Genomic DNA, 21,574 nt, shown 5'->3' on the forward strand with positions numbered 1-21,574 from the left:
CGGAACACGAGAGCCGCCATGACCAGATCGACCCGAACGAACGAGACCGCAACCCCCACCCAACGCCCCCCGGCGACCGCCCGAAAACGTCGCGCTCGCAAGGATGTCGATCTCCCGGAGGTCACCCGGCAACAAGAGCTGATCGGCACGGCTGCCAACCAGACCCTGGCAGGCAATCCGCTGGTCAGTGTGCGTGCGGCGGACCTGGTCAGCTCGGCCGGCTACCTGCTCAAGGCCGTGGGCAAGTCGCCGCTCAAGGCTGGCGCTCATCTGGGTGGCTACCTGAAGGAGCTGCGCGGCATCGTCGGCGGCAACTCCAGCGTCGCGCCGGACCCGAAGGACAAGCGCTTCGCCGATCCGGCCTGGCAATCCAACGCCTTCCTGCGCGCGCTGCTGCAAAGCTACCTGGCCGGCCAAAGTGAGCTGACCCGCTTCATCGACTCCACCGACCTTGCCCCGATGGAAAAGAGCCGGGCCCGGTTCGTAGCAGCGCTCCTGGCCGATGCAGTGGCACCGAGCAACTCGCCGCTGACCAATCCGGCGGCGCTGCGCAAGCTGGTGGACACCGGTGGCATGAGCCTGGCCAGGGGCTTGCGCCAGTTCGGCGAGGATATGCTGAACAACCGGGGGCTGCCGAGACAGGTCGACAGCACGCCGTTCAAGGTGGGCGAAAACGTCGCCACGGCCAAGGGCGCCGTGGTGTTTCGCAACGAGATGTTCGAGCTGCTGCAGTTCGCGCCCACCACCGAAAATGTCTATGCGCGGCCCTTGGTGATGTCGCCGCCGCAAATCAACAAGTACTACGCCATCGACCTGTCGCCGGAGAAAAGCCTGATCAAGTGGATCCAGGACAGCGGCGTGAACCTGTTCGTCATCAGCTGGCGCAATCCCACCCGCGAGCACCGCGACTGGGGCCTGTCCGAGTACGCGCTGTGCCTCGACCAGGCTGTGGACGTGGCCCGAAGGATCACCGGCAGCCCGGATGTGAACATGTGGGGTTCCTGCTCGGGCGGCATCACCCTGGCGGCCTACCTGGGCTGGCTGGCGGCCCGTGGCGAAGGCCACAAGGTGGCCAACACCAGCTGGGCGGTGTGCGTGCTCGACATGCCCTCGGCGCTGGACGACACCACCCTGGGGCTGTTCACTACCCCGTCCGCCCTGCGCGCGGCCAAGGCCAGCTCCCGGCGCAAGGGCGTGCTGAGCGGCCAGGGCATGGCCCGCATGTTCGCCTGGATGCGGCCCAACGACCTGATCTGGAACTACTGGGTCAACAACTACCTGCTGGGCAACAAGCCGCCGGCCTTCGACATCCTGGCCTGGAACAACGACACCACGCGCCTGCCCGCCCAACTGCACGCGGACTACCTCGACCTGATCCAGCACAACCCCTACAGCAACCCGGGCACACTGGAGATAGCCGGCGAGTCGATCGACATGACCCAGGTGAAGGTCGGCGCCTACGTGGTTGGCGGCACCACCGACCACATCACCCCCTGGCAGGGCTGCTACGGCACCGCCCGGCTGTTTGGCGAGGACACGACCTACGTACTGTCCAACGCCGGTCACCTGCAGAGTCTGGTGAACCCGCCGGGCAATCCCAAGTCGTTCTACTACGCGGCGCCTGCTGCCGCCGAGGCTCCGCAAACCTGGCTGCAGAACGCCGGGGAGCGCCAGCAAGGCAGTTGGTGGCCGCATTGGCGCGAATGGATCGGGCAGCGCTCGGGTGACAGCCTGCCGGCGCCGAAGAGGCTCGGCTCGCGCAAGTATCCGCCCCTTTGCCCCGCACCTGGCACCTATGTCATGGAGCGTTGAGGCTGCCATCCCTTCCTCGAGCTGACCCACGCCACCCGTGGGTTTCAGCGCTTGGCGCCCGCTGTCGCTTGGGACTCTTCAAAATGATGCCGTAATGCAGGCACACCGCGCTAATAGCCAGCGTAGACACGTACTCGCCCGAAAAACCCCGCCTGACAGGCACGATAAATAGCCAGCTATTTGTTAATGAAAACCTGAAGTATTCATTTGAGTTTTCAGATTCTTTCGTCGCGTGGCCTGTGCCTAACATCGGCTCCACAGCGAACCAGCCTCGGTATCGCTCAACGGGATCAGCTGGCGCAGAAATCCGGGAGCAAAGTCCCCTGCCGCTGCTGACCATTGATCGCCCAACCGTCTGCTGCCGTCGAAGTTCTTTTGCTCCAGGCCCTGGGATTTTTGAGGATCACCGATGAAGCTGGAAATTTTCCGCACACTGTGGGGCTACACCGCCAGCAAGGCTCAGGCGCTCGATGAGTTGCTGCGGGCCGGCTTTGACGGCATGGAAGCGCGCCTGCCGGTGGACGCCGGTGAACGGGCCGAGTTTGCCGCGTTTCTCCAGGCCAACCGCGCGGGTTATATCAGCACCGTCTTCACCGCGTACGACGTACTGCCCGAGCAGTCGGCAACGCCTGCCGTCCACCTCGATGACCTGGACCGCAAACTCGCCTGGGCCGCCGAACTCGGTCCACGCTTCGTCAACGTGCTGGCGGGCAACGACCGCTGGTCCTTGCCACAGCAAGTGGATTTTTTTGGCCGGGCACTGGATCTGGCGCGCAAGCACGGCCAGGTCTGCAGTTTCGAAACCCACCGCTCGCGTTCGCTGTTCAACCCCTGGGTGACCCTGGAGTTGATCCGGCAATTGCCCGACCTGTTGTTCACCAGTGACATCAGCCATTGGGTGGTGACCTGCGAACGCCTGTTGAATGACCCGGCCGATGACCTGAGCGCCTTCATCGAGCGGGTTCACCATATCCAGGCGCGGGTCGGGTACGACCAGGGCCCGCAGGTTCCGCACCCGGCAGCGCCTGAATATGCCAAAGAGCTGGCTTTCCATCAGCAGCACTGGGAAAGCATCTGGCGCTCGCAGCAAGCCCGCGGTTACCAGGTCAGCACCCTGACCCCGGAATTCGGCGCCGACGGCTACCTGCACCATTTGCCCTTCACCAATGTCCCGGTCGCCGACCTGTGGTCGTTGAACGTGTGGATGGGCCAGACCGAGCGCGAACACTTCGAGCGATTCCACCACTCAAGCCATCCTTAGGGAGCCGACGCGTCATGCTTGACAATAAAAATAAAAGCATCAGCACTGACACACACAAAGCCAACTTCAACAGCATCCCGGTGGTCAACATCGCCGGTCTGTTCAGCTTTGAACTGGAACACCGCCTGGCCGTGGCTGAACAACTGGGGCGCGCCGCCAGTGAAGTCGGGTTCCTCTACATCACCGATCACGGCATCGACCCGCAACTGATCGCCAACCTGCGCAAGGCGGCCAAGGACTTTTTCGACCAGCCGCTGGACACCAAGATGCGGCACTACATCGGCACCTCGCAAACCCACAAGGGCTTCGTGCCTGAAGGCGAAGAGGTCTATTCCAAAGGCAAGCCGGACCACAAGGAGGCCTTTGACGTCGGCTTCGAAGTCCCGGCCGATGACCCGCTGGTGCTGGCCAATACGCCGTTGCTGGGGCCCAACGACTGGCCGCAGCTGGCAGGTTTCAAGGCATCGGTGCAGGCCTACTATGAAGCGATCTTCGCCTTGGGCCGGCGCCTGTTCGGCGGCTTCGCCCTGACCCTGGGCCTGGACGAAAACTATTTCGACAGCCTGGTCACCCGTCCGCCGTCCAAGCTGCGCCTGATCCATTACCCCTACGACGGTGCAACCCATGACGCACCGGGGCTTGGCGCCCATACTGATTACGAGTGCTTCACCATCCTCCTGGCCGACAAACCCGGCCTAGAGGTGATGAACAACCTTGGTCAATGGATCGACGCACCACCGATTGCCGATGCCTTCGTGGTCAACATCGGCGACATGCTGGAAGTGATGACCGCAGGCGCATTCGTTGCCACTGCGCACCGGGTGCGCAGCGTGCAGGAGGAGCGTTATTCCTTCCCGCTGTTTTATGCCTGTGACTATCACACCCAGATCAAACCGCTGCCCGGGTTCGCCCAGGCCGGCAACGACTACGAAGAAATCACGATCGGCGAACACATGTATGGCCAGGCGCTGCAGACCTATCAGTATCTGCGCCAGAGGGTGACCAATGGGGAAGTTCAACTGCCAGGCAAGGCACGCAAGCCCGCCAGTTTCGGACATTTGAAAAATCAGGCGCAACCGTCCTGATTGAAGTTTTCAGCTACACCCTTACCTACGCCGGAGTCAGTAAAAGATGAAAAACAATAAGAAAAACCTGTTGAGCCTGGCTGTATTGGCAGCCGGCATGCTCGGTGCATCGATGAGCATGGCCGCGTCAGACACGTTCAAGGTCGGCATGGAAATCACCTACCCGCCTTTCGAGTCCTATGACAAGGACAAGAACGTGGTGGGTTCGGACCCCGAACTGGCAACGGCACTGGCCAAGCACATGAACGCCAAGGTGGAGTTCGTCGACACCAAGTTCCCGAGCCTGATCCTGGGCCTGAACTCCGGCAAGTACGACGCGGTCATTTCCGGCATGTACATCACGCCAGAGCGCCAGACCCAGGCCCAGACCATCGCCTATGCCAACACCGGTGCCGCCGTCATGGTGCCCCAGGGCAGCGAGATCAATGCGAAAAAGCCCGAGGACCTGTGCGGCCTGAAGCTGGGCCTGGAACAGGGCACGACCTGGGTCAAGGAGTTCCGCAAGCTGTCCGACGAGTACTGCGTGCCGAACAACAAGGGCGCGATCACCGTCAGCGAGTACCCTTCGGCGCCGGAAGTGACCCAGGCACTGCTGTCCAAGAACATCCAGGCCCAGGTTGAAATCGCCGGCGCGGCAAAAATGATCGCGGAAAAAACCAATGGCCGGGTCGTGATCACCACCGAGCACCCGATCTATCAGCAAACCCTGGGTATCTTCGTCAAGAAAGGTAACGACGAAACCTACCAGGCGGTGCAAAAGGCCTTCGAGGAAACGAAAAAGAGCGGTGAATACGCCGCTATCCTTAAGAAATATGGCCTGGAAGAGCCGACTGCCCAATAAGAACCTGTCCTGTAGTCTGGTCATCTGCCGTTCCTGCACGGGGGCGGCAGATTGAGGTGCCCTATGCAATTCGATTGGTCGTACTTTCTCTCCCTGTTCTCCCTGCCGGACTTCTGGAAAGCCTGCGTCACAGTGATCCAGCTCAGCGCCCTGGCCTGGTTCATCGGCATGCTCCTGGGTTTTGTCCTGGCCACGGCCAAGCTGTCCCAATCGCCCTTGCTGCGCATTCCGGCAGCGGTCTACATCTGGTTTTTCCGCAGCATCCCGCTGCTGGTGCTGGTGGTGTTCGTCTACAACCTGCCGCAACTGTTTCCCGGCAGCGGACCGATCCTGTCCAACCCCTTCTACTCCGGCTTGCTGGCCCTGGTGGTCACCGAGGCGGCGTACATGGCGGAAATCCATCGTGGCGGCCTGATTTCCGTGGCCAAGGGCCAGAAGGAAGCCGGGCGCGCGCTGGGTGTCGGCCTGTTCGGCATGCAACGCCTGATCGTGATCCCCCAGGCGTTCCGTATTTCGCTGCCCACGCTGATCAATGAATACATCACCGTGGTCAAGCTGACTTCGCTGGTCTCGGTCATCTCCCTGACCGAAATCCTCACGGTCGGCCAGCGCCTCTATGCCACCAACTTCCTGGTCATGGAGACCCTGGCGGCGGTCGGCGTCTACTACGTGTTGATCGTCACCGTGTTCGGTTACTTCCTGCAGCGCCTGGAGCGCTACCTGGACCTGAACTTCCGCAAGCCGCACACCCTCGACGAAGCCACCATCGCCAGGTTCAAGGCCAGCGCCGAAGCGTTGCCCGACGTAGCGCGCAAGGCCGCCGGCAACAGCGCAACGCCCATCCTGCAACTGCAGAACATCCAGAAAAGCTACGGCACGCACAAAGTGCTGCTGGGTATCGACCTGAATGTCGACTACGGCCAGGTGGTCTCGATCATCGGGCCATCAGGCTCCGGCAAGACTTCGCTGATCCGCACGGTCAACGGCCTGGAAAGCATCGATACCGGCGACATTCTGTTGTTCGGCGAAAAATTCATCGAAGCGTCGGACAAACCCAACAGCGCCCGCCTGCGCAAAGGCGTGCGCCACATCGGCATGGTGTTCCAGAACTTCAACCTGTTCCCGCACCGCACCATTCTCGACAACGTCACCCTGGCACCGCGTTACCACGGCCAACCGGGCGAGCTGAGCGAGCATCGTGCCTATGCGCTGCTGGACAAGGTCGGCCTGCTGGCCCATGCCCACAAGTACCCGCACCAGCTCTCCGGCGGGCAGCAACAGCGCGTGGCAATCGCCCGGGCCCTGGCCATGGAGCCGCAGATCATGCTGTTCGACGAGCCCACCTCGGCCCTCGACCCGGAACTGGTCAACGATGTGCTCAACGTGATCCGCGACCTGGCGAAGGAAGGCATGACCATGCTGATCGTGACCCACGAAATGGACTTCGCCATGTCGATCTCCGACCGGGTGATTTTCATGGAGAACGGCAATATTCAACTCGATGCCGCACCTGAAACCATACGCTGCGATGCCAAGGGTGAGCGAGTACGGCGCTTCATGGGCATCGATGCGCGATCGCCAAACCTGTCTGCTACCGTGGACCATGCATGAATAGGCAACCGCATTCTTTCAGCGACCTACTTTCAGGAGAATACCGATGAATCTGGGCATTGCAGGACGCTGGGCGCTGGTATGCGCCGCCAGCAAAGGACTGGGCAAGGCCTGCGCACAGGCACTCGTGCGCGAAGGCGTGAACGTGGTGATTACCGCCCGAGGCGAACACACGTTGAATGAAACGGCCCGTGAGCTCAGGGCGATAAATCCTCAAGTGACGGTCATCGCCGTGGCCGGAGACATATCGACGCCCGAGAGCCGGGCGGCAGCGCTCGGGGCCCATGAGCATTTCGATATCCTGATCAACAACGCCGGTGGCCCTCCCCCCGGAGATTTCCGTGAATGGAATCGCGACGCCTGGCTCAAGGCGCTGGATGCCAACATGCTGACCCCTATCGAATTGATCAAGGCCACGGTAGACGGGATGGCGGCACGCGGATTTGGCCGGATCATCAATATCACCTCGAGTGCCGTGAAGTCCCCTATCGAAAGCCTGGGTCTGTCCAATGGCGCGCGCAGCGGCCTGACGGGTTTTATCGCAGGGCTTGCCCGGCAGGACAACATTGCCAGTCGCAATGTGACGATCAACAACCTGCAACCGGGTTCCTTCGATACTGACCGCTTGCGTGACAACCTGATCGCGGCCGCCGAAGAATCGGGGCTGGACAGTGAGGCATTCCTTGACGAGTGCCGTCACGAAATTCCTGCCAAGCGCTTCGGCACACCGGAGGAGTTCGGCGCGCTCTGTGCCTTCGTTTGCAGCAGCCATGCAGGCTACCTGACCGGGCAGAACCTGTTGATCGACGGAGGAGCCGTTCGATCCAGTCAATAATGACGACAGGCCGTAAACGGCCACTTCTGTCCGGAATACCCCGCCCTGAATTGGGTAACCCACTGTAGGAGCGAGCCAGCTCGCGATGGTCGTTAACGATACCGCTGGTTAACTGACTAAACGCAGCGCTCTTGAGTCCATCGTCGGAACGCCGCCCGGAGCAAGCTCGCTCCTACAGTGAACAACTTGACCCTGTATTGGGGGGGGTGTAATCCCCATTATCGGGGGCCTTCACCCAACTTCTGATACCCGCGCTCAAAGCCCGCCAGCAAGGGGATTATGGCGCAGAGCCATTAATCATTTCCTTTCACTTTTGGCAGAAAAATTGCGTCGTCGACATCCCGGCTCGTAACAAAATGTTTCGCCAGCCGACCAGAAAGCCGTGGCTCGTTACCCATGCATTGCCACGCGCTCTGCGGAACCCGTCAGAGGTGTTTGCGATGAAACTGGATACCGAAAGGTTGACTCCTAGTCCATTGTTCAAAACCAGGCTGGCGTTGAGTATCTCTGCTGCCGCGATCATGCTGGGGTTGGGCTTGTCCCACACCCAGGCAGCCCCCCTCGACAACACTGATCAACCGCCTCCTACCGATCCATCGGCGTTCACCAATCCACCCGCCGACCCCAATGCCGCATTGAGCAACTTGCTCAAGCAGCCTCCGGCAAACGTCGGCGCCTTCGATTTGCCCAATGGCGTGGTCGGTAACCGAAAGACGCCCTTGGCCGACAATGTGCTGCCACCCAATCTGCAGACCAGCTTCAATATCCCCACTAACGGGAATGCCAGCCCATTGTTCGGGGCTCAACCGTTCACACAGAAACTTGAACTGTTCGAGGAGTTCGGTTCGAACAAGCTCAATGCAGCCGACCCGCCATCACCCGTGCCGTTTCCGGTCCCGACGGTGGGCCCCGCACCAGCGCAAGATCCATTGTTTGTGGCGCGTAGCGGCCCGTCGCCGGATGCGCTGGATGCCTTTCTCAGGCAGCCGGCATTGACGCCCTTCCCGAGCGAGTTCTCCAATGTGCTGGACTACAACCCCTGGAAGGCGCAGATCGAGGCCTTCCTCAATCGCCGGGTCGGTTCGCCTGCAGAAGGCCGGCCACCGGGAAAAGGCTGGGCGCACCAGCGCTTCAATGAATTTTTCCCGCGCAACGCTTTCAAGACTGTGCAAGCCGGCGCGCACGTCAACAGCGGCTTGCGTGATCGTATGCAACGGCATAACTACGCCGTCGGAGAATTCGGGCCAGGCGGGCTCTATCACAACACCAACGGCGACCCGGCCAACGAGGGCACCACCAAGGGCATTCAAGTGCAGTTTCACCCCAACCTCCCTGTCCAGGACCATAATGCGCTGTGGACGTTCGACGGCACCTTTCCGCCCAAACTGCTCCAGGTACGCTATGGCCAGGCGATGCTGATGCGTCATTACGATGCCTTGCCCATCGACCCGGCGGCCAACCGCGGTTTTGGCCTGCACACCCTCACCACCCACGAACATAACGGCCACTCGCCTGCGGAAAGCGACGGTTTTACCAACGCGTTCTTCTTCCCGGGCCAGTACTACGACTATCGCTGGCCGATCCAGTTGGCCGGTTACGACACCATCAATACCAAGGCCGAGGATCCACGGGCAGCGTTCCCGTGCGACCCCGGTGAAACCCTGTTCGTCAACGACGCCAGCCCCGGCTTCAAGACGTGCAACAACGGCACCATCAAGATCCGTGGCGACTGGCGCGAAACCATGAGCACCCACTGGTTCCACGACCACATGCTCGATTTCACCGCGCAGAATGTCTACAAGGGCAACGCGGTGATGATGAACTACTACAGCGCCGTGGACCGTGGCAACGAGTCGGTCAACGACGGCGTCAACCTGCGCTTGCCCAGCGGCTCGGCGCTGGGCTGGGGTAACCGCGACTATGACATCAACCTGACGATCGCCGACAAGGCCTGGGACAAGACCGGCCAATTGTGGTTCAACCCCTTCAACACCGACGGTTTTCTCGGTGACCAGGTGCTGACCAACTGGGAGTACAAGCCCTTCCTGGACGTACGTGCCCGCCGCTACCGTTTCCGCATTCTCGATGGATCGGTATCCCGCTACTTCAAGTTCGCGCTGGTGCGTCAGGTCAGTGGTAATGGTGGCGAGTTCCCCGGTCCGGCAGGTTCCGGCGTGTCTTATATCCGCGTGCCGTTCCACATGATTGCCAACGACGGCAACCTCATGGAGCACGCGATACCCTTCGACGGCAGCCTGGACCTCGACCACGACGGCGACACACAGAACAACAATGCCATCCTGCCGATCCTGGGCATTGCCGAACGCTATGACATCGTCGTCGATTTCGCGAAAAACGGCATCAAGCCAGGCGACAAGATCTACTTCGTCAATATCGAGGAGCATCAAAACGGCAAGCGCCCCAATCGTGACGTTCCATTGGGCGATGTGCTGTCCGGGAAGTACCTGCCCGTGGTCAGGCCAACCAGTCACGGGCCACAGTGGATCAACGGTGATCCGGGGGTGGGCGTGTTCCTGCAACTGAACGTCCAGCCTTACACCGGCCAGGATGTCAGCCTGAACCCGGTCGACTACGAGCCTGCCAAGCCTGGCAAGCCCGAAGGCAAGTTCATGATCCCCCTGCCCTTGCACCGTGATGACCCTGCCGATATCGCCCGGCTTGCCCAGGCGCGGCACCGCACCTTTATCTTTGGCCGCTCCGATGGCACCGATGAGACGCCCTGGACGATCAAGACCGATGGCGGCCCGGGCTTCAACATGGACCCGCGGCGGATTTCCGCTGCGCCACAACTGGCCAATGGCCCGACACCGGCCGGGTTCAAGGGTGAAGGCACGCTGGAGATCTGGAAGATCCAGAACGGCGGCAATGGCTGGAGTCACCCGGTGCACGTGCACTTCGAGGAAGGGGTCATCCTCAGTCGCGGTGGCAAACCACCACCCGAATGGGAAAAAGGCGCGCGTAAAGACGTCTACCGTATAGGCGACAGCGCTGACAGCCTCGACAATGTCGAAATGGCCATACGCATTCGCGAGTTTGCCGGTACCTACATGGAGCACTGCCACAACACCCAGCATGAGGACACCTCGATGCTGCTGCGCTGGGACTCCGAGCACCCGGGCCAGTTCCAGTTGATGCCCACACCGTTGCCCAGCTGGGACGGCGTGAAATTCGTGGACTCGGTTGCGCTGCCTACATTCCGTACCGGGGATGGCGTCGGACCACAGGTCAAGGTCAACGTTATCCAGGGAGCCAGCAGTGGTAGTGGCAGTAGTGGCAGTAGTGGCAGCAGTGGCAGCAGTGGCAGCAGTGGCAGCAGTGGCAGCAGTGGCAGCAGTGGCAGCAGTGGCAGCAGTGGCAGCAGTGGCAGCAGTGGCAGCAGTGGCAGCAGCAGAGGCGGTAGTGATGATGGCAGCAGCGGCAGAGGCAGCGGTGGTAAAGGCTAGCGTCATCCATCAAACAGCTGGTCATGTCGTCAGCAAACGCAAAAAGCCGCTTGCATGACCGTTTCAACCCAAAGCCGTCTGACATCACAGGCGGCTTTGGGCTCGGTTGCTGCCTGGCTTTTTCAGGATTCCTCCGGCACGGGTCCTTCTCAAGCCGATTGTCTGCGCCAGGTGCCGGGGGATGTGCCGAACTGGCGTTTGAAGGCGCGACTGAACGCCGCTTCGGATTCGTAGCCGACTGCAAAACCGATTTGCGCCACATTGCCGCGACCTTCGCGCAGGTGTTGAGCGGCCACATGCATGCGCCAGAGCGTCAGGTATTGCATCGGTGGCTGTCCGACCAGCGCCGTGAATCGCTCCGCGAAAACCGAACGCGACATGCCCACTTCAAGCGCCAGGGCTTCTGCAGTCCAGCTTTCGGTCGGACGCGCATGGAGTAGCGCCAGTGCGCGGCCGATATGCCGATCCCGCAAACCCGCCAGCCACCCGCGCCGCTCGGCGGGAAGGCTGGCGACATACTGGCTGACGGCTTCGACGAACAGCAGCTCGGACAACTTGGCGATGACCGTTGCCGAACCGACGCGCCCCGCCGCGATCTCACTGACAGCAAAACGGAACGAGCTTTCGATCCACGCACCGGAAGCCGTCGCGCGTACGTCCAGTTTCAACAAGGATGGCAACGACGAAAGCAACGGACTGAAAGGTGTTTCAGAGCCGAGGAACCCGCACAACAACTGCGTGGCCTCGCCATCCCCGCCGTACTTGATCCGTGAAATCCCGCCGACGTCCGGTGGCTGAATGACTTCTCTGGCCGGCATCGGCGCAACACTCAGGTCGCTGCCAAAAGCGTGAGCGTCATTGCGCGGCAGCAGAACCAGTTCGCCTGGCCCCACCTCGATGGCGGTTTCACCGTCGACGCGTATTTGCATGTGCCCCGCCGCGACAAAATGCGACGCAATGATATGCCGGGGTACTGCCAGGAACGGCTTGCAATCATCCGCCGAGAGTCTGCCGTTGATGCACCAGGGCGCAGTGAGTTCCGCCTCGAGGAACACTCCTCCAGACAGCCGAATCACTCGCAAAACATCAGAAAGCGCGTCCAGCAATTGCCAGCCCTCCTTTCCGGAGTCCGGAGCATGTAATCAGGCGCACCGGTCATTTGCCGCCCGAACCGCGAGACCTAGATTAGCACCAGCGCGGACTCAGCGATCAAGACTGTTCCCAGAGGCTTCACCCAAGGTCATTGGCTCCGGCGTCAACCGTAATTGCCCCCATTGCAATTCAACCAGGGCTACAGGAGATCCATATGAACACCATCGCTACCCTGCCCGGCTCAGAGTCAGGCAACGCTGCCCGTTATGCGCGGATTGTCCGGTCATCAGAAAAGAACCAATGGCAGATCGATCGCGATTTGCTCCAGGACCGGCGTTTCGACTTCTCGCGAAAATTCCTGCCCGACGGGTTGTCGCAGGTCGACCGCCTGACTTTTCTCGCCGCACCTGAGGCGCGCCTGCTCAGTCAGATTCAGGGCCGAACCTACGCGTATGTCTTTGGCCTGGTGGAGCGATTTATCAGCGCGAAAATGCTCGATCAAGGTCGGGCCCATGTGTTTGACGATCAACTCGCACTCGAGGCGCTGGTGCGCTTTTCCAACGACGAGATCAAGCACCAGGCGTTGTTCCGGCGCATGGAGACGATGATGGGTTCGCAATTGCCCGCAGGCTATCGTCAAGTGGCCGATCCAAACGACGTGGCGCGCACGGTACTGGCGGCCAGCACCTGGTCGGTACTGGCGCTGACCTGTCATATCGAGCTGTTCGTTCAGGCGCATTACGTACAGAGCATCGCGCCGCGCGAAGAGTTGTGCCCGCTGTTCAAGGACGTTTTCAAATTTCACTGGATGGATGAGAGCCGACACGTCGTACTCGATGAACTGGAGTGGCAGGCCGAGCACGCGAAACTGTCACCGGCCGAGCGCGACCAGGCGGTGAATGACCTGATTGCGCTGGTGGCGGCCGTCGACGCCATCCTGCAAGCCCAATCGGCATCCGATGCCGACTATTTCATCGGTCATGCTTCACGATCGTTCAGCGCCGATGAGACAGCGCAAATCAAAGCCGGTGTGCTGGGCGCCTACCGCTGGCAATACATCATCTCGGGTGTGCAGCATCCGCACTTTGGTCGGCTGCTGACGCACATGACAACGCCTGCGCAGCTGTCCAGGATTCAGACCGCACTGGCCCCCATCATGAACAATTGATCGGCAGCGACCGACCGACAGTGGGATAACGATCTATCGAGGATGGCGGCCATGACGATACCGATGTGGATGCTGCTTGGGTTTGCGACCTGGACTTTGCTGCTGTTGATGGCAACCGTCGGCGTTTACCGCTGGGTCGCCATCCTGTTCTCCAGTGCGCCGATCGCCTCTTTCCGAAGCGACCGGCTCGAAGGCGCGGACTGGTACCAGCGCGGGACCAGGGCACACGCCAACTGCGTGGAAAACCTGCCAGTCTTTGCCGTCATCGTGTTCGTGATTTCCGCTCTTGATATCAACGGCCCGGCAGTGAACTACCTGTCCATACTCGTGCTGATCGCTCGCGTGTGCCAGTCATTGGTTCACGTATCCCATGTGCAAACCAACAGGTTCGTGGCAGTTCGGTTTTCCTTCTTTTGCGTTCAGTTGGTCTGCTTTCTCGCGCTTATTGCAATAGCCGCTTGTTATGGAGCATGAACTGCTCAGCGATCGTCAGATAACGGCCAGGGGTGGCCGGTGGTCGTTGCGTTTCGATTGTTGCTGGCGTTTGACTAAGCTTAGTAAATCAGGATGAACTCAAACTTGAGTGATTGCGGCAATCAACGGATCGTTACTCCCCAAGGAGACGACCATGTATGCGGTTATACGAACCTACCTGGGAACGGGTGCAAAACAGCTTTTCGAGCTTCTGGAAGAGCGTAACGTCGACATCGAAGCCACCCTGCGCACAGTGCCTGGCCTGGTGAGCTACACACTGCTCAATACCGGTGACGGTGGTACGTCGGTGACCGTTTGCACGGACAAGGCCGGCAGTGATGCGAGTTCGAAAGTCGCGCGTGAGTGGATTCAGAAAAACACCTCGAATATCCGCGCAAACCCGCCGATCGTAACCGAAGGTCCGGTCATTGTGCAGATCAACTAGCATGCGTCCGATTGATCTCACGATACTGGCGCAGTCGCAAGTTACCGACGGGTCCGCCTGCCGGCGAGTGCTATAATTCGATCAGATTGCACGAAGTGTGCAACGTTACCCTTGGTACAGATAAAGACTGCAAATACTGGTCAACGGCTGCCTGACAGAGGAGGTCTACAGCAAACTCTAGATGGGAGGTGTGGCATGAATCGACACTATTACATCAGTGACAATCTCAACGATCTTGAAAGCGTTGAATATGAACTTGAAGCCAGCGGCATCAACTCCGAACAGATTCATGTACTCAGTGAAAAAGTTGCTGATGTTGAACAACATCACCTCCACGAGGTTAACTCGTTAATGGAACAGGATGCTGTTCACTCCGGTGAGATTGGTGCGGTGATTGGAATACCTCTCGCAGCGCTGGTGCTGCTCGGCGCCTACTGGATGGGCTGGACCGAATCCGCCGTAGGCTGGATGCCTTTCATCTTCCTTGCCATCGTTGTTTTTGGCTTCTGCATCTGGGAAGGCGGTTTCTTCGGGTTCCAGGTGCCGAACACTCACTTCCGCAATTTCAGCCAGGTGGTCAAAGAAGGTAAACATATCTTCTTCGTGGATGTTGAAGCGAACCAGGAGCCGATACTGGACCAGGTCATCGGCCATCATCCAAAGCTTACGGTCGCCGGCACCGGAGCGGCAGCCCCCCACTGGACTGTGGCCTGGCAGCACAAATGGCATCAGTTCAAACGAGTGATCTCGGGTTAGCACCCGCAGGCTCAAGGCCATCCGGAAGCGGCTTATTGACCGAAGAAGATGACCCGGCTGAGGAACACATAATCCGCCTCGGTGGCCATGAGTCCGACAAGTACCAGCAGACACAAGGGTGGTACCAATATCGCGTAGACCATGGCCAGCCGCTCCCACGCCATGTGCATGAAGATGGAGACAATCAAACCTGCCTTCAACAACATGAACGTGATAATCAGGAACCACCGAAGGTAGCCATGGAAGTGGAAGTAGTCGACAAGGTACGACATCGTGCTGAGGACAAATAACAGTCCCCAGATTTTCAGGTACAAACTGATTGGATGTTGCTGACCCTGAGCATGTGCCATCACTCGCGCTCCTCTACCACAAATAGAAGAAAGCAAAAATAAACACCCACACCAGATCCACGAAGTGCCAGTAAAGCCCGGCTATCTCGACGTTCTGATAGTTACCTGAGTGGTCATAGTCTCCGCGCAATACTTTGCGCGCGACAATGCTGAGATAGATAGCGCCGATTGATACATGCAATCCGTGAAAACCGGTGATCATGAAGAAGCTGGCGCCAAATTGCGCGGCGCCCATGGGGTTCCCCCAGGGGCGCACCCCTTCTGCGATGAGCTTGCTCCATTCAAACGCCTGCATGCTGACGAAGGTCACGCCCAGGGCGGCGGTCGCCAGCATCAGGGCCGTGGTTTTCGCGCGATCATGGCGGTAGGCGAAGTTGACGGCCATGGCCATGGTGCCGCTGCTGCTGATCAGCACAAAGGTCATGATGGCGATCAGGATAAGCGGGATTTCCCTGCCGCCGATCGTCAAGGCGAAGACTTCGCTGGGGTTCGGCCAGGCACTGGTGATGGTCATGCGAACCGACATGTAGCCGGTCAGGAAACAGCTGAATATAAACGTGTCGCTGAGCAGGAATATCCACATCATCGCCTTGCCCCAGTGGACCTGCTTGAAGGCCTCCTTATCCGAGGACCAATCGCTGGCGATGCCCGCCCATCCCGGAGCGGGCGGCAAGCCTTGTGGATTGGACTCGACTGGGACGTGCGGGTGCGATGCCATGGTGTTTCACCTCAGGCCGCAGAATCTGGCGATGGCTTCATAGGTTTGTGGCGTGCTGGTCAGCAGCGCGAACAGCACGAACCACAGACCCAACAGGTAATGCCAATAGATGGCACAGAGTTCTATGCTGGCGCTCAGTTGCGGCAACGGCACATGACGCAGGAATTTAGCGACGGTCCTGAGCCAGGCAGTCAAACCGCCCAGCAGGTGCAGGCCGTGCACGCCGGTCAACAGGTAGAAAAAACTGTTGGCCGGATTGCTGGCGACAAAGTAGCCCCAGGCGACAAACTGCTGCCAGACCCAGAGCTGTCCCGCCAGAAAGGCAATGGCAAACCCTCCGCCCAATACAAAACCGATGACCGTTGCGTCCATTCGAGCCCGGCGGGCGGCCTTGCGCGACCACTGCAGTGCGATGCAGCTCAACACCAGGAAAGCCGAATTCACCCATAGCTGCCATGGATGGGCCAGCGGCGCCATGGGTTCTGTCAGGGGCAGCCAGTCGGCCATTTGCGAGCGGGCGATAAAGGCGAGCAGGAAGAGCATGAACAACGAACTCACCGCCGCCAGAAACAAGCGCAGGCCAAACCTTGCGATGTGGCTTCTATCACCACCCTCGCCGGCCTGAATGCCCTCGGGATCGCGACTCCAGCTGCCGCCGGGGTCCGCACCGTCGGCGTTCCTCAATAGCAGCCTGTTCATGGCTTGACGTCCGCGGTACTGGTTCCGGCACTGAGTTGGCGCATTTGCTCCAGCTCCTCGGCAGAGACCGTTTGCGGCACGAAATCCTGTTCTATCCCGGGCACGCTGTAGTCATAGGCCCAGCGATGCACCACCGGTAGCTTGGCTCCCCAGTTACCGTGTACCGGCGGGGTGTCCGGCGTTTGCCATTCCAGGCTCGCCGCGCCCCAGGGGTTGCTGCCTGCGGGTTTGCCTTTGAATACGCTCCAGGCCAGGTTGAACACGAACAGCAACTGGGAAGCGCCGACGATCAAGGCGACCACCGTTATGAAGGCATTCAACTCTTGCGCCGACTGCGGGATGAACGCGTAGTTTTCATAGGCGTAGTAACGGCGTGGCATGCCCTGGAATCCCAGGTAGTGCATGGGGAAGAAGATGGCATAGGTGCCCAGGAAGGTAATCCAGAAATGCAGCTTGCCCAGGATGTCGTTGGTCATGCGCCCGGTTATTTTCGGGAACCAGTGGTAGATGCCGCCGAACACCACCAATACCGGCGCGACGCCCATGACCATATGGAAATGGGCCACGACGAAATAGGTGTCCGAGAGCGGAATGTCCACGATCACATTGCCGAGAAACAACCCGGTCAGGCCGCCCACCAGGAAGGTGACGATAAAGGCCAGGGCAAACAGCATCGGCACGGTCAGATGGATGTCGCCGCGCCACAGGGTCAGCACCCAGTTATAGACTTTCAGCGCGGTCGGCACCGCGATGATCAGGGTGGTGACGGCGAAAAAGAAACCGAAGTACGGGTTCATGCCGCTGACGTACATATGGTGTGCCCAGACCACAAAGCTGAGTACGCCAATCGCGATAATGGCCCACACCATCATCCGGTAACCGAAGATATTCTTGCGCGCATGGGTGCTGATCAGGTCCGAGACCAGGCCAAACGCCGGGAGCGCAACGATGTACACCTCCGGGTGGCCGAAGAACCAGAACAGGTGCTGGAACAGGATCGGGCTGCCGCCCTGGTGATCGAGCGTCTGCCCCAGCGAGACCATCGCCGGCATGAAGAAGCTGGTGCCCAGCAGCTTGTCGAACAGCATCATGACCGCGCTGACAAACAACGCCGGGAAAGCCAGCAAAGCCATGATCGAGGCCATGAAGATTCCCCATACCGAGAGCGGCATGCGAAACAAGGTCATGCCGTGGGTGCGCGCCTGCAATACCGTGGTGACGTAGTTCAGCCCGCCCATGGTGGCGGCGACAATAAAGATCGCCAGTGAGACGAGCATCAACACGATGCCCCACTCGACCCCCGGTGTTCCCCGGGCAATGGACTGCGGCGGATAAAGCGTCCAGCCCGAACCGGTGGGGCCGCCGGGGACAAAGAAACTGGCGAGCAACACCACGACCGCCACCAGGTAGAACCAGTAGCTGAGCATGTTGACATAGGGGAAGACCATGTCGCGGGCGCCGACCATCAGCGGGATCAGATAGTTGCCGAAGCCGCCCAGAAACAGCGCCGTCAGCAAGTAGATGACCATGATCATGCCGTGCATGGTCATGGCCTGGTAGTAAGTACTGGCATCCATGAACGCCAGGCTGCCGGGGAAGCCTATCTGCAGGCGCATCAAGTCGGACAACACCACGGCGATAAGCCCCACGAACAGAGCCGTCAGGGAATATTGAACGGCTATGACCTTGTGGTCCTGACTCCAGATGTATTTGGTCAGGAAGCTCTTGGGCTCGTGCAGTGCTTCTGTTTCGGCTTGCTCCGCATAGGCCATCACGTCATCCTCCTGGCGAAGTTTCAGTGTGTTCCTGGCTGCTTTACGGTGACTTCCCTGGCTCCGCCTTGCTTGCATCAGCGTCGGCATTCGCTTTGGACTTGATAAAGGCGATCAGCGCGTCCAGTTCCTTGTCGCTCGGCTTCAAGACCGGCATGACGGCTGCGTAGCCCTTGACGATCCTGGCAGAGGGATCAAGCACCGATTCCTTCAAGTAACCCTCATCGACCTTGACGCTCGTACCGTCGGCCAGGGTTTCGGTCTTGCCATACAGGCCCTGCCAGCTGGGGCCGACGCCCTTGGTGCCATCGACGCTGTGGCAGGCCAGGCAGCCAAACGACCCGGCCAGCCGCTGGCCCTGCGCCACCAGGTCTTCACCCGGGGCCGATGCTTCGCCAGTAGAGGCTTGATCACCCTGCGGCGCAGCACCCAATGATTTGATCAGGGCGACGATCGCACCCAGTTCATCGTCAGAAAGAGTATAGGTCACCATGACCGGCGGGTAGCCCTGTACCAGGCGGGCCTTCGGATCGAGGATCGACTCTTTCAGGTAGGCCTCGTCGACCTGCACGCTGGAGCCATCGGCCATCTTTTCAGCGCGGCCGTACAGCCCCTTCCATCCCGGGCCGAGGCTGGCACTGCCATCCTGGCTATGGCAGGCACCGCAGCCGTATTTCTCGACCAGCAGGCGGCCTTTTTCCAACAGGCTGTCCCGGCTGGGCCTGGCAGCTGTGGTCAACGTCTGCGCAAACGTCGGTTGGCCTTTGAGCCATTGATCGAAGGCGTCCGGTTCATCCACGATCATATGGCCGCGCATGTTGTAATGACCGACACCACAATATTCGGCGCACAGGGTTTCATATTTTCCGGTTTTGGTCGGCGTAAACCAAAAGTACGAGACCATCCCTGGCACCATGTCCATCTTGCTGCGAATTTGCGGTACATAGAAATCGTGCAGCACATCTTTGGAACGCAACAAGACTTTCACCGGCCGATCAAGTGGAAGATGAACTTCATTATTCATCACAAGTACATCGTCCTGCCCTGCCGGGTCCTTGGGATCAAGGCCAAGGGGATTGCCCGGATCAACGAACTTGATATCCGACCTGCCCAGCTTTGCGTCCTGACCGGCAAAACGAAAAGCCCACTGCCACTGCTGGGCGACCACTTCAAGTTCGTAGGCATTTTTCGGCACCCGGATGAAATCGTTATAAACAACCAGGCCTGGCGCCAACATCCCGGCAATACCTATCGAGGTAACGATGATCAACCATAATTCCAGCTTCTTGTTTTCTGGCTGGTAGGCCGCCCGGGCACCCTCCTTGTGACGAAAGCGCATCACCGCTACTGCCATGAATACGATGATGGCAATGAAGAATATTCCGCTGATGACCAGGGTGATGAACAGGGTGGTGTCTATGGACCCCCAGTTGGACGCTGCCGGTGTCGCATGCCAGGGCGCAAGTATGTGGAATAGCACGGATGCAATAACGATTAGTATCAGGACAATTGCTATCGCCATTTGCTCTTCATCCTATTCCTGTTGTTCATTGGTTATGCAAGAGCATCGCCACTGACATCCAAGCAGGCCAGACAAATACCACCCGTCGGGGCGGCAAAGTCAGTAAGAAGTATAGAGCCATCGGCTTGTAACGTGAGGTTGGCAAGGGACTTCCGCTTGCCAGCTATACTTGGATTCTGATGACGGACGGCAGCGATCGGCCAGATGCAGCCAAAAAAAACGAACCCTGCCCTTGTGCAGTCGTCAAACATGAGTAATCGCAATGAGCAGGGACGATAACTAACAGAGTCCAGCAATCCACATCGGAGGTTTCGTCATGAGTGCCCTGACGATCGAAGGCTGGTGCAAGCCCAGCCCCGACCAGAAGTCCATCCCGATCGGTGAGATCCATTTTTACGTCGACGGCCCTCTGCATGTCCGTCTGGAGCAGGCTGAAGAGCGCTTGCAGCAGTCCCACGAACGTGAAGCCATGGTCGATGTCGATATGGATACCATGGAATTGATCATGCCCGAGGGATACGCCCCCTTGTCCGACTGTCGTATGCGCGTCTATTTGCACCACGAACGCGGTCAGTTTCACCTGGTCGGGCACCGTGCCAGCGATGGCAGCCTGGTCTACACCAACGCGGTGTTGATCGATCAGTTGCTTGAGTAGCGGCTCACCCGCAACTTCAGCCGTATAGCAGTATGGCTCCCGGCGGTAACCGGTGGCGTAGTTTCTTGCAGCTGCCGACTGCTGGCTGATGCCCGGGCGGGCGATCAGGAAACCAGATCCGGCATTTCCCTGGAGGCGGCAAATGGCCTCGGGGAATCACGACGTCACCGTACTCGGGCGCAGGCTCGACGGAAGCCATTTGCGCTGTTCCTTCAGGCTGTGGCCTGTCCGCCGTCGGCGAAATCGAGGCCCACGCAGCCTTAATGCGATCAAGGATGCCAGGGTGTTGCCCGGTGTCCGCAGCGGGTTGTTCAACAGGCGCGATCTGTGCTTCCTGGATCTGTGCTGCATCGACCTGTTCATCCTGCCCCTTCTGCACTGCAACCAGGCCCTCGCTGGCTTGCGCTGGGGTATTCGAGGCCTTAGCCCGCTGGGCCGCCTGGATCAACTGAAAGTTGCGGTTGCGTAACTCGACGTTGCTTCCTACCTGCACGTTCGAGCGCAGTGCCAAAGTTTCAGCCTGCTGGTACTGCCCCTGCTGAAGACGCAACACACCGAGGTAATGCAGCGTCGCGGGATTGTTCGGCTGAATATGCAGGGCACGTTCCAGCGTCGCGGCAGCCTGGTCCAGCTGACCACTTTCATACTGCCGCGAGGCGGTTTCGATCAGGGTGGTAGAGGCGCGGTTACTTTGCGTGGCTGCTCCTCGCTCGGCGGCAACCGAACAGTGCGACGCGAAGGCGCAGAACGCCAGGAGGAGACCCGGTAGAAAACTATTGGTTGGCATCAGGGCGGCGGACTCGACTGAACTCGGACGGCACTGTCCAGACACAGGCCACCAGCGCTGCTCGGCTTCTCCGATACAGGGCCCCAATTGACCTGGCCAGTGCCCTGAAGTTCCCGCAGTACAGACCATCGCAGCCAATACCTCAAAAGCGCCGAACACTGGAGGGCAATCAGCTATTTAAACAGCGGCTCTCTAGAACTTTTCCCTGTTTATCGGTCTATGTGGAT

The 21,574-nt window shown here is 59.5% G+C and carries 19 protein-coding genes; 12 read left to right on the forward strand and 7 right to left on the reverse strand.

Annotated features, from left to right (window positions below; translation table 11 throughout):
- The first annotated feature begins 18 nt into the window (after positions 1–18).
- The 7 genes from ACLD1X_RS23890 to ACLD1X_RS23920 all read left to right on the forward strand — a co-directional run bounded on the left by ACLD1X_RS23890 (position 19) and on the right by ACLD1X_RS23920 (position 10,909).
- On the forward strand, positions 19–1,812 hold the full coding sequence (locus ACLD1X_RS23890; protein ID WP_429371882.1) for an alpha/beta fold hydrolase: 1,794 nt from the start codon (positions 19–21) through the stop codon (positions 1,810–1,812).
- Between the two features lie 409 nt (positions 1,813–2,221).
- Positions 2,222–3,073: a sugar phosphate isomerase/epimerase family protein gene (locus tag ACLD1X_RS23895; protein WP_429371884.1), complete on the forward strand. Its 852-nt coding sequence runs from the start codon at positions 2,222–2,224 to the stop codon at positions 3,071–3,073.
- A 14-nt stretch (positions 3,074–3,087) separates the two neighbouring features.
- Positions 3,088–4,158, forward strand: coding sequence for an isopenicillin N synthase family dioxygenase (locus tag ACLD1X_RS23900; protein WP_429371886.1), 1,071 nt, complete (start codon positions 3,088–3,090; stop codon positions 4,156–4,158).
- A 46-nt stretch (positions 4,159–4,204) separates the two neighbouring features.
- Complete coding sequence (locus ACLD1X_RS23905) at positions 4,205–4,999, forward strand: ABC transporter substrate-binding protein (protein WP_429371888.1); 795 nt, start codon at positions 4,205–4,207, stop codon at positions 4,997–4,999.
- Positions 5,000–5,062: 63 nt separating this feature from the next.
- Positions 5,063–6,610 (forward strand): amino acid ABC transporter permease/ATP-binding protein, encoded by a 1,548-nt coding sequence (locus tag ACLD1X_RS23910; RefSeq protein WP_429371890.1) that lies wholly within the window; start codon positions 5,063–5,065, stop codon positions 6,608–6,610.
- A gap of 46 nt (positions 6,611–6,656) precedes the next feature.
- Positions 6,657–7,445, forward strand: a complete 789-nt coding sequence (locus tag ACLD1X_RS23915) for an SDR family oxidoreductase (protein WP_429371892.1) — start codon at positions 6,657–6,659, stop codon at positions 7,443–7,445.
- Between the two features lie 521 nt (positions 7,446–7,966).
- On the forward strand, positions 7,967–10,909 hold the full coding sequence (locus tag ACLD1X_RS23920) for a multicopper oxidase domain-containing protein (protein WP_429372032.1): 2,943 nt from the start codon (positions 7,967–7,969) through the stop codon (positions 10,907–10,909).
- Positions 10,910–11,058: 149 nt separating this feature from the next.
- Here ACLD1X_RS23920 and ACLD1X_RS23925 read toward each other — a convergent pair whose 3' ends face one another.
- Positions 11,059–12,015, reverse strand: coding sequence for an AraC family transcriptional regulator (locus ACLD1X_RS23925; protein ID WP_429371894.1), 957 nt, complete (start codon positions 12,013–12,015; stop codon positions 11,059–11,061).
- Between the two features lie 200 nt (positions 12,016–12,215).
- On the opposite strand from ACLD1X_RS23925, the gene ACLD1X_RS23930 reads away from it, so the two are divergent.
- The 4 genes from ACLD1X_RS23930 to ACLD1X_RS23945 all read left to right on the forward strand — a co-directional run bounded on the left by ACLD1X_RS23930 (position 12,216) and on the right by ACLD1X_RS23945 (position 14,844).
- Positions 12,216–13,169, forward strand: coding sequence for a diiron oxygenase (locus tag ACLD1X_RS23930; protein ID WP_429371896.1), 954 nt, complete (start codon positions 12,216–12,218; stop codon positions 13,167–13,169).
- Between the two features lie 51 nt (positions 13,170–13,220).
- On the forward strand, positions 13,221–13,643 hold the full coding sequence (locus tag ACLD1X_RS23935; RefSeq protein WP_429371898.1) for an MAPEG family protein: 423 nt from the start codon (positions 13,221–13,223) through the stop codon (positions 13,641–13,643).
- A gap of 154 nt (positions 13,644–13,797) precedes the next feature.
- The gene (locus ACLD1X_RS23940; protein WP_429371900.1) at positions 13,798–14,088 is read left to right on the forward strand and encodes a hypothetical protein; all 291 of its coding nucleotides are present in this window, start codon (positions 13,798–13,800) and stop codon (positions 14,086–14,088) included.
- Between the two features lie 195 nt (positions 14,089–14,283).
- Complete coding sequence (locus tag ACLD1X_RS23945) at positions 14,284–14,844, forward strand: magnesium transporter (RefSeq protein ID WP_429371902.1); 561 nt, start codon at positions 14,284–14,286, stop codon at positions 14,842–14,844.
- Positions 14,845–14,876: 32 nt separating this feature from the next.
- Here ACLD1X_RS23945 and ACLD1X_RS23950 read toward each other — a convergent pair whose 3' ends face one another.
- Genes ACLD1X_RS23950 through ACLD1X_RS23970 form a run of 5 tightly spaced genes read right to left on the reverse strand, consistent with a single transcriptional unit; the run spans position 14,877 to position 19,905 of the window.
- Positions 14,877–15,194 (reverse strand): cytochrome C oxidase subunit IV family protein, encoded by a 318-nt coding sequence (locus ACLD1X_RS23950; protein ID WP_008017298.1) that lies wholly within the window; start codon positions 15,192–15,194, stop codon positions 14,877–14,879.
- Positions 15,195–15,207: 13 nt separating this feature from the next.
- Positions 15,208–15,912 carry a heme-copper oxidase subunit III family protein gene (locus ACLD1X_RS23955; protein WP_429371904.1) on the reverse strand — a complete coding sequence of 235 codons (705 nt, stop codon included), beginning with the start codon at positions 15,910–15,912 and terminating at the stop codon, positions 15,208–15,210.
- A 6-nt stretch (positions 15,913–15,918) separates the two neighbouring features.
- Positions 15,919–16,611, reverse strand: coding sequence for a cytochrome c oxidase subunit 3 (locus ACLD1X_RS23960; RefSeq protein WP_429371906.1), 693 nt, complete (start codon positions 16,609–16,611; stop codon positions 15,919–15,921).
- Positions 16,608–18,383, reverse strand: a complete 1,776-nt coding sequence (ctaD, locus tag ACLD1X_RS23965) for a cytochrome c oxidase subunit I (RefSeq protein ID WP_429372034.1) — start codon at positions 18,381–18,383, stop codon at positions 16,608–16,610. Before ctaD ends, ACLD1X_RS23960 begins: the two co-directional genes overlap by 4 nt.
- A 43-nt stretch (positions 18,384–18,426) precedes the next feature.
- Complete coding sequence (locus ACLD1X_RS23970) at positions 18,427–19,905, reverse strand: cytochrome c oxidase subunit II (RefSeq protein ID WP_429371908.1); 1,479 nt, start codon at positions 19,903–19,905, stop codon at positions 18,427–18,429.
- A 316-nt stretch (positions 19,906–20,221) separates the two neighbouring features.
- Here ACLD1X_RS23970 and ACLD1X_RS23975 point away from each other — a divergent pair, with 316 nt between their 5' ends.
- Positions 20,222–20,560 carry a hypothetical protein gene (locus ACLD1X_RS23975; protein WP_429371910.1) on the forward strand — a complete coding sequence of 113 codons (339 nt, stop codon included), beginning with the start codon at positions 20,222–20,224 and terminating at the stop codon, positions 20,558–20,560.
- A 16-nt stretch (positions 20,561–20,576) separates the two neighbouring features.
- Here the strand turns inward: ACLD1X_RS23975 and ACLD1X_RS23980 are convergent, their stop codons facing one another.
- Entirely contained in the window at positions 20,577–21,347 is a 771-nt protein-coding gene (locus ACLD1X_RS23980) for a tetratricopeptide repeat protein (protein WP_429371912.1), read from the reverse strand.
- Positions 21,348–21,574: the final 227 nt, after the last annotated feature.

The sequence above is a fragment of the Pseudomonas sp. 18173 genome (assembly GCF_050432945.1).
Classification (GTDB): domain Bacteria; phylum Pseudomonadota; class Gammaproteobacteria; order Pseudomonadales; family Pseudomonadaceae; genus Aquipseudomonas.

Bases quoted from the DNA above. Each gene is read 5' to 3' on its own strand.
- ACLD1X_RS23890 (WP_429371882.1), top strand. From the start codon at position 19: ATGACCAGATCGACCCGAACGAACGAGACCGCAACCCCCACCCAACGC.
- ACLD1X_RS23975 (WP_429371910.1), top strand. From the start codon at position 20,222: ATGAGTGCCCTGACGATCGAAGGCTGGTGCAAGCCCAGCCCCGACCAG.
- ACLD1X_RS23915 (WP_429371892.1), top strand. From the start codon at position 6,657: ATGAATCTGGGCATTGCAGGACGCTGGGCGCTGGTATGCGCCGCCAGC.
- ACLD1X_RS23930 (WP_429371896.1), top strand. From the start codon at position 12,216: ATGAACACCATCGCTACCCTGCCCGGCTCAGAGTCAGGCAACGCTGCC.
- ACLD1X_RS23955 (WP_429371904.1), bottom strand. From the start codon at position 15,912: ATGGCATCGCACCCGCACGTCCCAGTCGAGTCCAATCCACAAGGCTTG.
- ACLD1X_RS23895 (WP_429371884.1), top strand. From the start codon at position 2,222: ATGAAGCTGGAAATTTTCCGCACACTGTGGGGCTACACCGCCAGCAAG.
- ACLD1X_RS23910 (WP_429371890.1), top strand. From the start codon at position 5,063: ATGCAATTCGATTGGTCGTACTTTCTCTCCCTGTTCTCCCTGCCGGAC.
- ACLD1X_RS23980 (WP_429371912.1), bottom strand. From the start codon at position 21,347: ATGCCAACCAATAGTTTTCTACCGGGTCTCCTCCTGGCGTTCTGCGCC.
- ACLD1X_RS23940 (WP_429371900.1), top strand. From the start codon at position 13,798: ATGTATGCGGTTATACGAACCTACCTGGGAACGGGTGCAAAACAGCTT.
- ACLD1X_RS23950 (WP_008017298.1), bottom strand. From the start codon at position 15,194: ATGGCACATGCTCAGGGTCAGCAACATCCAATCAGTTTGTACCTGAAA.
- ACLD1X_RS23960 (WP_429371906.1), bottom strand. From the start codon at position 16,611: ATGAACAGGCTGCTATTGAGGAACGCCGACGGTGCGGACCCCGGCGGC.
- ACLD1X_RS23970 (WP_429371908.1), bottom strand. From the start codon at position 19,905: ATGGCGATAGCAATTGTCCTGATACTAATCGTTATTGCATCCGTGCTA.
- ACLD1X_RS23900 (WP_429371886.1), top strand. From the start codon at position 3,088: ATGCTTGACAATAAAAATAAAAGCATCAGCACTGACACACACAAAGCC.
- ACLD1X_RS23905 (WP_429371888.1), top strand. From the start codon at position 4,205: ATGAAAAACAATAAGAAAAACCTGTTGAGCCTGGCTGTATTGGCAGCC.
- ctaD (WP_429372034.1), bottom strand. From the start codon at position 18,383: ATGGCCTATGCGGAGCAAGCCGAAACAGAAGCACTGCACGAGCCCAAG.
- ACLD1X_RS23945 (WP_429371902.1), top strand. From the start codon at position 14,284: ATGAATCGACACTATTACATCAGTGACAATCTCAACGATCTTGAAAGC.
- ACLD1X_RS23920 (WP_429372032.1), top strand. From the start codon at position 7,967: ATGCTGGGGTTGGGCTTGTCCCACACCCAGGCAGCCCCCCTCGACAAC.
- ACLD1X_RS23935 (WP_429371898.1), top strand. From the start codon at position 13,221: ATGACGATACCGATGTGGATGCTGCTTGGGTTTGCGACCTGGACTTTG.